Annotated in this window: 14 protein-coding genes and 1 riboswitch; of the genes, 10 read left to right on the top strand and 4 right to left on the bottom strand. The window is 33.7% G+C overall.

The window, feature by feature from the left end:
* Window positions 1-29 precede the first annotated feature (29 nt).
* Both J5G60_RS03375 and thiI read left to right on the top strand, forming a co-directional pair.
* Window positions 30-1,166: a cysteine desulfurase family protein gene (locus J5G60_RS03375; protein ID WP_150356899.1), complete on the top strand. Its 1,137-nt coding sequence runs from the start codon at window positions 30-32 to the stop codon at window positions 1,164-1,166.
* Window positions 1,163-2,305 (top strand): tRNA uracil 4-sulfurtransferase ThiI, encoded by a 1,143-nt coding sequence (gene thiI / locus J5G60_RS03380; RefSeq protein WP_150356898.1) that lies wholly within the window; start codon window positions 1,163-1,165, stop codon window positions 2,303-2,305. Before J5G60_RS03375 ends, thiI begins: the two co-directional genes overlap by 4 nt.
* 52 nt (window positions 2,306-2,357) lie before the next feature.
* Here the strand turns inward: thiI and J5G60_RS03385 are convergent, their stop codons facing one another.
* From J5G60_RS03385 to J5G60_RS03395, 3 genes are read right to left on the bottom strand one after another with little or no spacing between them, the layout of a single operon-like run.
* Entirely contained in the window at window positions 2,358-3,497 is a 1,140-nt protein-coding gene (locus tag J5G60_RS03385) for a S1C family serine protease (protein WP_150356897.1), read from the bottom strand.
* Window positions 3,484-4,809 (bottom strand): FxLYD domain-containing protein, encoded by a 1,326-nt coding sequence (locus tag J5G60_RS03390; protein WP_150356896.1) that lies wholly within the window; start codon window positions 4,807-4,809, stop codon window positions 3,484-3,486. The genes J5G60_RS03385 and J5G60_RS03390 overlap by 14 nt, the downstream gene beginning before the upstream one ends.
* Window positions 4,810-4,831: 22 nt before the next feature.
* The gene (locus J5G60_RS03395; protein WP_150356895.1) at window positions 4,832-5,164 is read right to left on the bottom strand and encodes a HesB-like protein; all 333 of its coding nucleotides are present in this window, start codon (window positions 5,162-5,164) and stop codon (window positions 4,832-4,834) included.
* Window positions 5,165-5,343: 179 nt separating this feature from the next.
* Between J5G60_RS03395 and J5G60_RS03400 the strand changes: the two genes are divergently transcribed.
* From J5G60_RS03400 to sufU, 7 genes are all read left to right on the top strand, one after another.
* Complete coding sequence (locus J5G60_RS03400; protein WP_150356894.1) at window positions 5,344-6,525, top strand: DUF4317 domain-containing protein; 1,182 nt, start codon at window positions 5,344-5,346, stop codon at window positions 6,523-6,525.
* Window positions 6,526-6,642: 117 nt separating this feature from the next.
* Window positions 6,643-6,754: riboswitch (SAM riboswitch) on the top strand.
* A 122-nt stretch (window positions 6,755-6,876) separates the two neighbouring features.
* Window positions 6,877-7,038: a YezD family protein gene (locus J5G60_RS03405; protein WP_150356893.1), complete on the top strand. Its 162-nt coding sequence runs from the start codon at window positions 6,877-6,879 to the stop codon at window positions 7,036-7,038.
* 221 nt (window positions 7,039-7,259) lie between these two features.
* Window positions 7,260-8,006 carry a Fe-S cluster assembly ATPase SufC gene (gene sufC, locus J5G60_RS03410; protein ID WP_150356892.1) on the top strand — a complete coding sequence of 249 codons (747 nt, stop codon included), beginning with the start codon at window positions 7,260-7,262 and terminating at the stop codon, window positions 8,004-8,006.
* 29 nt (window positions 8,007-8,035) lie between these two features.
* A complete protein-coding gene (gene sufB / locus J5G60_RS03415) occupies window positions 8,036-9,442 on the top strand; it encodes a Fe-S cluster assembly protein SufB (RefSeq protein WP_150356891.1) in 1,407 nt (468 codons plus the stop codon).
* Window positions 9,443-9,453: 11 nt separating this feature from the next.
* Window positions 9,454-10,629 (top strand): Fe-S cluster assembly protein SufD, encoded by a 1,176-nt coding sequence (gene sufD / locus J5G60_RS03420; protein ID WP_150356890.1) that lies wholly within the window; start codon window positions 9,454-9,456, stop codon window positions 10,627-10,629.
* On the top strand, window positions 10,622-11,884 hold the full coding sequence (locus J5G60_RS03425; protein ID WP_150356889.1) for a cysteine desulfurase: 1,263 nt from the start codon (window positions 10,622-10,624) through the stop codon (window positions 11,882-11,884). The genes sufD and J5G60_RS03425 overlap by 8 nt, the downstream gene beginning before the upstream one ends.
* The gene (gene sufU, locus J5G60_RS03430; protein ID WP_150356888.1) at window positions 11,871-12,320 is read left to right on the top strand and encodes a Fe-S cluster assembly sulfur transfer protein SufU; all 450 of its coding nucleotides are present in this window, start codon (window positions 11,871-11,873) and stop codon (window positions 12,318-12,320) included. The genes J5G60_RS03425 and sufU overlap by 14 nt, the downstream gene beginning before the upstream one ends.
* Window positions 12,321-12,388: 68 nt before the next feature.
* On the opposite strand, the gene add is transcribed toward sufU, so the two are convergent.
* Complete coding sequence (gene add / locus J5G60_RS03435) at window positions 12,389-13,429, bottom strand: adenosine deaminase (RefSeq protein ID WP_150356887.1); 1,041 nt, start codon at window positions 13,427-13,429, stop codon at window positions 12,389-12,391.
* A gap of 238 nt (window positions 13,430-13,667) precedes the next feature.
* Between add and J5G60_RS03440 the strand changes: the two genes are divergently transcribed.
* Window positions 13,668-13,823 carry an aspartyl-phosphate phosphatase Spo0E family protein gene (locus J5G60_RS03440; protein ID WP_150356886.1) on the top strand — a complete coding sequence of 52 codons (156 nt, stop codon included), beginning with the start codon at window positions 13,668-13,670 and terminating at the stop codon, window positions 13,821-13,823.
* Window positions 13,824-13,958 lie beyond the last annotated feature (135 nt).

Raw genomic sequence — 13,958 nt, forward strand, 5'->3', positions numbered from 1 at the left:
TATTTTTACATATAGGGGTGACAATGATAATGGAAGCTTATTTTGACAATAGTGCTACAACCAGGCCTTATGATGAAGTGATGGATTCAATGGTGGATACTATGAGAAATTATTACGGAAATCCATCTTCAGCATATTCTCTTGGATTAAAAGCGGAACTTAAAATGAATGAGAGCAGAGATATAGTTGCAGATACACTGAATTGTGACAGAGATGAGATAATATTTACTTCTGGAGGGAGTGAGAGCAATAACTTTTTGATAAGAGGCTTTATAAAACCTGGAAATGAAATCATAACTACAAAAATAGAACATCCAAGTGTGCTGAATACCTGTAAAGCTTTGGAAAATAATGGGGTTAAGGTTATATACCTTGATGTAAACGGTAGGGGGCAGATTGATTTAGGTGAGCTTGAAAAAAGCATAAATAAGCAGACTCAGCTGGTCAGCATAATGCATACCAACAATGAAGTTGGCACGGTTCAAAATATCAAAGCTATAGGAGAGCTTATAAAGGAAAAGAGCAGCAGAATAAAATTTCATGTTGATGCAGTTCAGGCTTATGGAAAATATGATATAGATGTTAAAAAAATGCATATAGATTTATTATCTGCCAGTGGTCATAAAATACATGGCCCCAGGGGAGTAGGAATTGCCTATGTTAGAAAAGGGCTTATACCAAGACCTCTGATATATGGAGGTGGACAGGAAAGAGGATTTAGATCAGGTACTGAGAATTTAGCTGCTGTTGTAGGACTTGCAAAAGCTGCTGAAAAGATATATAAAAACAGAGAGCAGAATTTTCACCACGTAGATGAAGTGAAAAAATATTTCATGGAGAAACTCAGAGATATGGAGGAAGTTAAAATAAACAGCTGTGGAAAAGAATATTCTCCTTATGTATTAAGTGTTTCTTTTATAGGAGTTAGAGGAGAAGTATTGCTTCATATGTTGGAGGAGAAGGGCATTTATGTTTCTACAGGTTCTGCCTGTTCTGCCAAGAGCAGCAAAGACAGCCACGTGCTGGAGGCAATTGGACTTCCTAAAGATCATATAAGGGGTACTATAAGATTTAGCTTTGGCGAGGATAATTCAAAAGAAGAAGTGGATTATGCTTTAGATGTGATAGATGAATCTTTAAAGTTTTTAAGGAGAGTAGGTAAATGAGAAAATTATTGCTTGTAAAATATGCTCCGGAAATATTCTTAAAGGGATTGAACAAGGGAAAATTTGAGAGAAAATTAAAAGGTAATATAGAGAATACTTTTAAGGACAGCAGGTACTCTTTTGTAGTAGATCAGGGAAGATGGTTTATAGAATGCGATAATTTAAAAGATGGTATAAAAAAGCTTAAAAATATATGCGGCATATCTGAAATATGTGTGGTAGATGAAATAGATTCCGATATAGAAAGTATTAAAAAGCAAGCTCTCAGTAATGCTCTGAAAAATGAGGGAAAGACTTTTAAAGTTGTAACTAAAAGGGCAAACAAAAACTTTCCAGGAACTTCTATGGATGTAAGCAGAGAAGTTGGGGCTTATATACTGCAGAATACTGAAAGATTATCGGTAGATGTGAGAAAGCCTGATTTCTTTGTAAATATTGAGATAAGAGATAAGGCCTATGTATATTCAAAAAGAATTAAAGGTATAGGTGGCATGCCTTATGGTACTAACGGCAGTACTATACTTATGCTTTCAGGTGGTATAGATTCTCCAGTAGCCGGTTATATGATGGCAAGAAGGGGAGTTAGATTGAATTGTGTGTATTTCCACAGTCATCCCTATACCAGTGAAAGAGCCAAGGAGAAAGTCAAGGAACTGGCGGGTGTGTTGAAGAAATACACCGGGAGCATAAGCCTTTATGTGGTTCCCTTTACAAAAATACAGATGAGCATAATTGAAAACTGCAGAGAAGACGAATTGACTATAATAATGAGAAGATTCATGATGAGAATAGCCTGTAATTTAGCTGAAAGACATGGTATAAATTCTGTAACTACAGGAGAAAGTATAGGTCAGGTTGCCAGCCAGACTATGGAAGGTCTTGTTGTAAGCAATGATGTAGCAGATAGACCGGTATTTAGACCATTGATAGCCATGGACAAAGTGGATATAATGGACGTGGCAAGACAGATTGGGACTTATGAAATTTCCATATTGCCCTATGAGGACTGCTGTACCATATTTGTACCAAAACATCCTAAAATTAAACCCAGAGTTGAAGAGATAAGGAAAGCAGAAAGTGTTTTGGATATAGATGCTCTGGTAAAAGAGTCCGTGGAAAATACTGAATTTTTTAGCTGAGATCATATGAAAATGCAGTTCACTAAAATATTAAGTGATCTGCATTTTTCATTTATTCTTGAGGTGTGCTTTTGCCGCTCAGGATCTTAAGATTATTATTTTCATATCCTATGGTATACACCACATTGTATTTACTGACTTTCGAATTTGATGTATTTCCTTCAACAGCCTGAATTACAGCGGAAACTTCTATGTTTCCATTTTCTGTCCCATGACAGATCATATTGTCTATTTTTACAGATAAAGTTTGAAGGTAGCCTTTTCTAAAGTCTTCATAGGTAGTACTTTGCTGCCAGTTTGCTCCAAGTAAAGAATAGGCAGTTACATAGTCATTGGAATTTAAACTGTTGTAGAAATATGAAACTAAATAAGCGGCATCCTCTGTGGAAAGCTTTGAATCTCCAGTTGAAGCAGTATTTTGGGATGAAAATTTATAGGTATTGGGATTAGCTGCCCAGTTGTCTATCATGGGAATAACTTGAGTTATTGGTATGCTGAAACCTATGGATTCATCGTCTACTTTTGCAGAGTTTATACCTATAACTTGTCCTGTGCTTCTATCCAAAAGAGGGCCTCCGCTGTTGCCTGGAGATACAGGGGCAGAAATTTGGTAGACATTTTTATACTGGTAATTTTCTAGGTTGAAATTTCTATTCAAACCGCTTATTATACCTGTAGTAGCTGTATTCTGAAGACCAAGAGGGCTTCCAAGGGCTATTATCTCATCTCCTATATCAGCCTTTTTGTTTTTTGAAATTTTCATCGGACTTTTTCCTTTTAAGTTATCCACCCTGACTAAAGCTATATCTGTAAGCTCACTTTTACCTATAAGCTTACCTTTATATGTTGCGGTATCGGCCATCTTTACAATTATGGCGGAGCCGTCTTTTACCACATGTGCATTAGTTACTATATCTCCTTTTGTATCATATAAAAAACCAGAGCCAGTTATATTTCCACTGCTATTCTTTACTTCTAAAGATACCACTAATTTTTGATTTTCATGTATTATTGTCTTTAAATCCTTGGATTTGGGTGTGCCGAGTACTTCAGACACATTTCCCAATTTAGATGAACCTCTGGAGGATTTAAGACTTATATTTTTATGTATAGCAAAACATGCTGTAATGCCAATTACTAAGAAGGTTATTGTGGTAAGAAGAGAAACTATAAAAATTTTATTTATTTTCATAACTATCCTCCTGCGGCAATATCCAGGTTATTTTTGTGATTTTAATGTGATGGCCTTTTGACATCCCATATTCTGTATTTTCAAATTGACCTGTGTCATTTATAGATAAGTAATTGGGATATACATAGGTAGAATCGTTTCCAAGTTCGGCATTACTGGAATTATATATGGTATAGTATATTTGTATAGAGCTGATGGGCTTTGTAGCTATGTTTTTGATAGTTCCTTTAATTACGAAATCTCCGTATTTATTTATATTAGTAGAAGTAGAAACTACCTCTACTGCATTGGTTTTATTGTTTTTGTTCTCCAGGGCAGCTGAAGCCATGGCGTTCTGAATTCTAGTCTGTTCAGTTGTTTCAAAAGAATTTTTCTCGGATATTATGACCTGTTTAAAATTGTTGAGCTTTTTATCATTTGGATTATAAACGATACCTTTGTCTATAGTTTGAAGGGCAGAGGTGAAATCATTGTTTTTCAAATATTCATTCGCAGTGTTGTAAGCCACAGCGCTTATTCTTTTTCTAAGTTCTGAAGCAGTTTCACTGGCCTCTTTCACATTGTAATTGGATATTTTGTTTAGCAGTCCAGCTAAATCCTCTATGCTGCTTTTATTATTCATTTCATTTTTTATTTGTAATACAGTTATGCCCATTTTCTTATTTTCTATATTTTTATTTAACAGGGAATAAAAAGCTCCGGTTTTATCCGATATTAAATTAACAGCTTCGTCTAATTCATTTAAAGCCCCATTGTAATTTTTATCCTTTATATAACTATCTACGGCACTTATATGTAAGTTTACAGCTTTGCCATCCTGCAAAAATATTTTATCTGCTTTTAGGGTTTCATTATTTGGACGTAAACTCAGGGCCTTGTCTATTATTGAATACGCACTAGATATATTTCCCTGAAGAGCTATATTTTCGGCAGTAGTTCTATTTTTTTCAACATTTTTAGAAACAGAGGCTTCATATAAATAATAAGTGCAGGTTAAACTCACGGCAAGTACTGCTGACAAAAGGGGCATTGCTATATTTATATTTTTATAAAATGGAATTTTACAACAGGTATTATCTCCAACTTTCTTATTTAAACTAAAATTTGTTGTATTGTCTTTTGATTTATCTAAAGCTAGGGCGTTTAACTGATCCTCTTTTATATTATGCTTTAAGGCTTGTCTGATATTATGAATTTTAATTGTACTTTCATTTAAATTTTCTATTTCCAGGTTTTTATTTAACCTGGTTCCGCATTTTTCACAAAATAGAGCTTGATTAGAAACCTTGGCTCCACATTTATAACAAAACATTCTAGTATTCTCCTTAAATTTATTAATTTTTACATCCATTGCAGTTTTCACAGTCTGGAAGGTTAGGTTTAAATACGGGTTCTATAGAAAAACTTCCGAGTCCGTTTTCGCTTCCACATAGGAATATAAAACCACTAAACTGCATGAATAAGTTTTTGTCTACTATAAAATTTATATCCTTTATTTGCTGAGTCAAATCATTGTCGTTTTTTTTATCGGCACTCATGTTGAAATGAGGACCGTGACAGGACATACCATCTAAATAAATTCTTATTGTAGAATAGGTAATATTATTCTCAGTCAAAAATTTTTTAAATTCATTGTAAGCTGTATTACTTATTTTTATAAAATTCATATAAAATCCTCGCTTAATGATCAAATTTTTATAATTGTACAGATATACTTATATGTATTGTACCAAAAATTTTATAATTGTACTATAGTAATTTATTCATAGCAAATATTATTATATTTTGTTAAAATAAGTATGTATAGAATGGGATTAGAACTTATTTTTAGAGCGGAGATGTAAAAATGAACAAAAAAGATTTGGCGAATATAAGAAAAGAGTTTAAGTTGGGAAGTTATATGCTTCCTATTAAGGAAGTTTACAGCGTATATTTAAAAAAAGATAATGGAGAAATAATAACCAGGGAACTAGAGCATTTTGAAATGATGGAAATAGAGAAGAGGGAGCTTTACCTGAATAATTTCAAAAAGGTGCTTACAGGTTCTCTGGATTCCAAAATATTTGAATTGGATTTTAAGGAAACGGAGGGGAAAGAAGGCCATGAGGTTGGTGAAAGCACACAGCAGATATTGTATGGTGCTTTGAATTCCGGGAAGAGTGCGGCTGAATTTGGAGATAAGATAGTGGATAAAATATCTAAAAATTATACCTATGATACGGATGTAGTGATAAATTTTATAAAAGCAGAGTATTATAACAGCAGAAAAAATAAGAATGGAGATGAAAGTGATGTAGAAGATTATGTTCAAGCTGTGGAGTTTATATTGTGCAGTGTAAACAAGGTGGAAATTCCCAAAAAGGTATTGAAATTTGATTATACCGAGATGAAATTCAAGCCCAATTCTGCACTGGATATGATCGTGAATTTAAATTCTCCTCTAGACGGATTCATGTTTCCAAGTTTTACATGTGAATATGTAGATGTGAACAAGATAATATATTATTCTTCTAAAACGAAGCAGGTTAACGGCACTTTTGTAGAAAAAGTCCTTGAGTGTACTGTAAAACCCACGGCTGTAGAAGAAAAAGAAAGTTTTAAAAGTATACTGGGTACAGTGACAGGAGGCAGAATAAAGCCGGATATCATGAAGGATGTATATGAAAGAATAAATGAAAAACTTGATGGAGGAGATAGGGAAGAGGAGGCAGTACTGGATGTAAATGAAGTTACCAGGGTTTTAAAAGAAAGCGGCCTTAAACATATACAGTCCGTCAAAAGCGCCTTTCAAGAGGTATGTGGTGGAGATCATGAATTTAAAGCCAGAAATGTAATCCCTGATTTTAAAAGTAAATCTGTAAAGATTGAAAATGAAAATACAAGTATAATTATAAGGCCTCAAGATCTGGGTAGTGTAAAGCAGGTAATAGACAAGAGAGGGAAAAAATGTTTATTGATAGAACTTAAAGAAGATATGGTTATAGACGGGCTTAATTTGGAGACTGAGAAAATGGAAGATTATATCTAATTGAAAACAATTCTTTTAAGGATAAAATTTTAATGTTAAACTTCTTAATTTGATTAAAAATTAATTTGACCGTAAGAATGTTATAAGGTATAATTAAAGTCAATAATTTAATATTAACCCTTATCAAGAGAAACTTAGGGAATGGCCCGATGAAGTTTCAGCAACCCATGTATTAATTGGTACATGTAAGGTGCTAAGTCCATCAGAACACAGTTCTGGAAGATGAGGTAAATATAAAACTTCAACTTGAACATTTTATATTTATTATAATATAGAAAAATCCTCTTCTTCATAAAAGGGGATTTTTTAGTTATTAATTTATAAATTAATGTAAAAGGGGGCAATATGAAAATGGGAGAAAAAACTGCGCGAAAAAATAACCAGATCTCAGAACAGTACATTAAAGAGATATTGCAGTCATTGAAGAGTATAAATTATGGTTCAATAACTTTGGTGATTCAAGATGGAATAGTAATTCAGGTAGAGACAAAAGAAAAAATAAGACTAAAATAGAGATTGAATAAACTTAAGATATTATCAGAAAATAAAAACTTTTAGATAAAAATATAAAATGATATTTTAATTATTGATTATCCTTTAAATAAATAGTAAAATGTAATCAGATACAATGTTGAGTATTTAAGTCGGATATTTTATCCTGATGCCCATTTATAATGGGATTGATTTTTGGAATTAAATATGACTTAAATACTCGGATATAAAGGAGAGGTATAATGGGAAAAAAGTTACTGGAAATAAATAAACTGAAAACGGAAGTTGAAGGTAATGAAATATTAAAAGGACTTGATCTAGAAATTGGCAAGGGTGAAATACATGCCATAATGGGTCCCAATGGGGCAGGAAAATCTACTCTTGTAAATACTATAATGGGTCATCCTAAATATGTAATATCATCAGGAGATATAGTATTTGATGGGGAAAAAATAAATGATTTAAAGGTGGATGAAAGGGCAAGAAAGGGAATATTCATGTCTTTTCAGTATCCGCAGGAGATACAGGGAATAACTGTTGAAAATTTTTTACGCAATGCTAAAGCTGCTGTTACAGGTAAGAGAGGTGGAATATTGGCATTTAGAAAAGCTTTAAAAGAAAAGCTAAAGCTTTTAAAAATAGATGAAAGTTATGCTAAAAGATATTTAAACGTGGGATTTTCAGGTGGAGAAAAAAAGAAAAATGAAATACTCCAGATGGCGGTACTTGAGCCCAAGCTTGCTATGCTGGACGAAACGGATTCAGGACTTGATGTAGATGCAGTTAGAGTAGTATCGGAAGGGGTGAGCAAACTCCGAACAGAGGATAACTCCATACTTATAATTACACATCACGATAGTATATTAGAATATTTGAAACCGGATTACGTTCATATACTTGTAGATGGAAGAATAGTTAAAACTGGTGATGCATCTTTAGCTGAGGAAATAGAGAAAAACGGATATGACAGGTTTAAGGCATTGGCTTAACAGGATGTTTTAAAAGAGAGGTGTTTTTATTGGAAAAAGAAAAAACTCATATAGAAGATATAAGAAGAAATATTTATGATATAAAAAATGAAGACAAATCCAGTTATAAAACTGGCTCGGGTCTTACAAAAAAGATAATAGAAGAAATATCAGATGAAAAAAACGATCCTGAATGGATGAGGGAGTTTAGACTTAAATCCTTAGATATTTACAATAAGATGCCTATGCCGTCCTGGGGACCTGATCTTTCGGATCTGGATATGAATAACATAGTTACCTATGTAAGGCCTGATACCAGCATGAAACATGATTGGAAGGATGTGCCCAAAGATATAAAAAGAACTTTTGATTTACTTGGAATACCTAAAGCGGAGCACGAATCCCTGGCAGGTGTGGGTGCACAATATGATTCGGAGATAGTCTATCACAATGTAAGCGAGGAGCTGAAAAAGCAGGGTGTTTTATATATGGATATGGAAACGGCTATAAGGGATTACGAAGATCTGATAAGACCTCTTTTTATGAGGCTTGTGCCTCCAACAGATCATAAATTTGCAGCACTTCATGGAGCAGTTTGGTCTGGCGGCTCATTTGTATATGTTCCTGAGGGAGTTCAAGTTGATATACCAATACAATCTTATTTTAGATTAAATGCCCCTGGTGCAGGACAATTTGAACACACCCTTATAGTAGTTGAAAAAGGAGCAAAAATTCACTATATAGAGGGATGTTCGGCACCTAAATACTATGTAAACAATCTACATGCAGGTTGTGTTGAGTGTTATGTGAGAGAGGGAGCTTCATTAAAGTACAGTACTATAGAGAATTGGTCAAGAAATATGTACAATTTAAATACCAAAAGGTGTGCAGTGGATAAAAATGGGCATGTAGAATGGGTTACAGGTTCTTTTGGATCTAAAGTATCCATGTTGTATCCTATGAGCATACTGAGGGGAGAGGGAGCAAGATGCGATTTCACAGGAATAACTTTTGCAGGTGCCGGGCAGTATCTGGATACTGGCTCTAAAGTAGTTCATGCAGCTCCAAATACTACGTCAGTGGTAAACTCTAAATCCATTTCCAAGGATGGTGGAGTTTCAATTTACAGAGGCCTGTTGAGTTCTACTAAAAATGCAGTTAACTCCAAGTCCAGTGTATCCTGTGAATCATTGATGCTTGACAGTGAATCCAGATCGGATACTATACCTATTGTAAGTGTGGCAAACAACAATGTTGATATAGGACATGAGGCTAAAATAGGTAGAATAAGTGACGATGCCATTTTTTATCTTATGAGCAGAGGTCTTACGGAAGAAGAGGCAAGAGGGATGATAGTTACAGGATTTGTTGAGCCTGTAGCAAAGGAACTTCCACTTGAATATGCAGTGGAAATGAATAATTTGATTAAATTAGAATTAAAGGGAACCATAGGATAAGGAGGTAGTTTATGATAGATAATAGGGGAAATTTAAGCAAAAGTAAGAGAATAATTTCCGAATTGCAAAACAAGAAGGAGTTTAGACTAAATCAGGCCTATGTACCTACATGGAAGCATCTTGGATTAAATAATTTTCACCTTGATAATTATAAGTTTCCTGAAATAGAGGCATATGATGCAGGGTATATGGATTTTAAGGCTGAAGATTTTGAGGGGGTAACCTTAAAATTCATGCAGGAGATTGATGGAGAAAATCTTGCTCAATATTCTAGTTTTAAAGATGCTACTTCTGTATCAAAAGATTTTGTCAGACTTGGGGAGAACGGATTTAATTCAGGAATATTTGTAAAAGTTCCAGAGAATAAAATTTTGAATTCGCCTATAAGACTTAATTTCAATTTAAATGAACACAACCCTACAGTTATAGATCACAACATAATTGTAGCCGAATCAAATAGTAAAATTACTTTAGTGGTGGATTATTGTACTGAAAATAAAGACATAGATGCATTTCACAATGGTTTGACTAAAGTATTTGCAAAGAACGGCTCAGTAGTAGATGTTATAAAAGTTCAGAGGATGAATGATAAGTCAACCCATTTTGATTCGAATATGGCTCAGGTGGAGAATGGAGCAAAAGTAAATTGGATTACTGTAGAGATGGGAAGCCATATAAATGTTACAAATTATAATTCGGATTTAAAAGGGGAATACAGCAGTGCAGATATATATTCAGCCTATTTAGTTGATGGAGACAGAAGACAGGATCTTTACTATACCACCAATCATTTTGGTAAAAAGAGCACAAGTAATATGGTCATAGAAGGGGTACTGAAGGATAGAGCCAGAAAAGTTTTTAAGGGAAATATAGATTTTAAAAGAGGCTCATCTAAATCCAAGGGAGCTCAGGCTGAAGAAGTTCTTCTTTTAGATCCAACAGTTAAGACGGATACTATTCCAATACTTCTCTGCCAGGAGGAAGATGTGGACGGACAGCATGCAGCAAGTGTAGGCAAAATAGATGAGAATCAACTTTTTTATTTGATGAGCAGGGGCTTTGATTATGGTGAAGCGGAAAAATTGGTTATAGAGGCTAGATTTAATCCTATATTTGATAAGATTCCAGCAGAAGATTTAAAAAAGTTTTTATCTGAAGAACTTAAAAGGAGGATTATAAATGAGTAATGGAAATGTAATACAGGAGAGTATAGATGTAAAGAGGATAAGAAAGGACTTCCCAATACTTTCTATAAAAGTGAAGGGTAATGATCTGGTGTATTTTGACAATGGAGCAACTACACAGAAACCACTTTCTGTCATAAAAGCCGTAGAACATTATAATGAGAATTTAAATGGAAATCCCCACAGAGGTGCCCACTATCTTGGAGTCACGTCTACAGAGGCTTATGAGGGAGCTCGTGAGAAAGTAAGGGCTTTTATTGGAGCAGAGAAATCCTCTGAGATAATATTTACAAGGAATACTACAGAATCCTTAAATTTGATAGCTTATAGTTATGGGCTGAATTTTGTAAATAAGGGAGATGAAATAGTAATTGCTATTTCAGAGCATCACAGCAATATACTCCCTTGGCAGATGGTAGCTAGAGTAAAAGGTGCAGTGCTTAAATATATGTATACTAATGAAGAGGGAAGAATAACTGAAGAAGAATATAAAAGTAAAATTACTGACAAGACAAAGATTGTATCCATTGCTCAGGTGTCAAATGTACTTGGAACGAAATATCCAGTTAAAGATATTGTAAAATACGCTCATGAAAAAGGAGCTGTAGCAATAGTAGATGGAGCACAGAGTACACCTCATATGAAGGTGGATGTATCTGATCTTGATACGGATTTCTTCGTATTTTCAGGTCATAAAATGCTAGCTTCTATGGGAATAGGAGTACTTTATGGAAAAGAAAAATTTCTCCTTGAAATGCCGCCTTTCCTAGGTGGTGGTGATATGATAGAATATGTTACAGAACAAGATGCTACTTTTGCAGAGCTGCCTTTTAAATTTGAAGCCGGCACTCAAAATGTGGAAGGTGCAGTGTCTCTCGGTGCAGCTATTGACTATTTAAATTCAATAGGACTTGACAAGATTGAAGCCTATGAGGAAGAACTTACGGAATATGCACTTAAAAAAATTTCAGATATAGATTATGTGACGGTTTATGGCCCTAAAAGTGCCAAGAATAAAGGTGGAATTATTTCATTTAATGTAAAAGATGTTCATCCTCATGATGTAGCAACTATATTAAATAATTACGGAGTAGCAGTTAGATCAGGACATCACTGTGCACAACCTCTTATGAAACATTTAGGAATCCAAGCATCTTCCAGGGCTAGCTTTTATTTTTACAACACTTATGAAGAAATAGATAAATTTATAGAAGCCCTTAAGAATGTTAGGAAGTGGTTGGGATATGGACGATCTTAGTCTTGTGTATTCTGAAATAATAACAGAACATAACCAGGATACCACTAATAAGAGAGAGCTGAAAAACCCTGATTTAAAAGAAAGAGGACATAATCCCAGCTGTGGAGATGATATAACTCTTTCATTGAAATTCAAGGGAGACATTATAGATGATATAGCTTATGAGGGAAGCGGATGTGCCATATCTCAGGCTTCAACATCTATAATGATAGATTTGATTAAAGGTAAAACTGTTGAAGAAGCTTTGGATTATGTTAAGACATTTATAGGAATGATAAAAAAGGAAATTACAGATGAAAAAGAGTTGGAAAAATTAGAAGATGCTATAGCACTTAAAAATATATCCATGATGCCTGCCAGAGTGAAGTGTGCAGTCCTCGCCTGGCATACATTAGAGGAAGCTATAAAAAAAAGAAAGAAGGGTGTCTCTGAATAAGCTGTATTCAAAACCCAGAGCACAAATATCAAACTCCATTATTTGATATTTGTGCTCTATTTTTTCTGTTAACTGTCAATTGCTTTTGTATTGTTTATAAAAGAATAGTAGTCATTTCTCAAATTGTTTTTGTCTTCTTCAGAGGCAAAAGAACAATTTATTCCATTTTCAGTGACCTTTTTTATATCTTTGAAATCGAAATTTTGGTATTTTACAAGATATTTAAATTCCTGAATTATATCTGTGTTTGACACAGTGATATTGTCTGTGTTTACTGTTACCATAATATCCTCATCCAGGTATTTCTTTATTGGATGTTCTCTGTAGGAATTTACGGCAGATGTATTCACATTGCTGGTTATACATACTTCGAGAGGAATTTCATGCTCTATCAGATATTTAAGGGTTTCTTTGTCTTTATATGCATAAGTGCCGTGGCCTATTCTCTCTGCATGTAATATTTTTATAGATTTTAATATGTTCTCTGAAATACCCGTTTCGCCTGCATGGATTGTACGGTGAATGCCGTATTTTCTTGCTAAATTAAAGGATTCACTGTGAATTTCTGGAGGAAAATTTGTCTCATCTCCTGCAAGATCTATGGCAGCTACTCCCCTGGAAAAGTATTTTTTAGCTAATTCAACAACTTTTATCCCAAGTTGAGGGGACTCCTGTCTTAGGATGCATAGTATTAAATTTGACATGATCCCTAAATTTTTTCTACCGTAATCCATGGCAGAAAGTACGGTTTCTATGACCTGTTCAGGTTTTAAATTGCCAGCTAGATGATTAAAGGGGGCAAAACGAATTTCTATGTATTTAATATTTTTTTTAATAGCATCTTCCAGCAATTCGGTAGTCACTCTGTATATATTTTTTTCACTTTGCATAATTTTTATAGGTAAATTGAATTTATCAAGATATTGTTTTAGAGAATTGCATTTCCCAAGAACTTTAACTTGTTTTTCAAGAGTATTTAAATCGATATCTGAAGTAAGTATATTTTCTTTAGATGCAATGTCTAAGATAGTTTCGGGTCTTAAACTGCCGTCTAGGTGACAGTGGAGGTCTGTCTTTGGAATAAGTTCTAATATTTTATCGAGATTCATTATACTATTCTCCTTGTCAGATATTTTTGATATATCAATATTATATACCTAATTATATACCTAAATATTAATATACAATAGAAAGTATTTGAAAAGGTTATATAAAATGTTAATTTTAACTCTTGATATTATTGTATTTTTCTGGTATATTATAAAAGGTTTGTGTATTGCAATATTTATACAATAAAGTAATACACTAAATAAGATTGTTAGAATTTATAAGAAAGATGGTAAATTTATGGAACAAATAGAACGATTAAGGGAAAAATTAAATTTATTGGTTATTGAAAGTGAGGATCTCTACAAGGGAGAAATATTGGAGATAAGTCAACAGTTGGACAGGTTAATTTATCTCCAATATAGGAAAGTCAATGGTTCTGAGATAAGTATCTGATATTTGCAGTTTGTATTTTCTCTGTCAGTTGTGGATTGAAAATAGTGGTAGCCATTGAATAAAAGTATCGGGTAATTTGGTAACATTTTATAAGAATGAGTATATAATAAAATTAAAATATAGAAGTATTTGCAG

Origin of the sequence: Clostridium sp. HV4-5-A1G, assembly GCF_900184915.1 — a bacterium.
Lineage (GTDB): Bacteria > Bacillota > Clostridia > Clostridiales > Clostridiaceae > Clostridium_B > Clostridium_B aromativorans.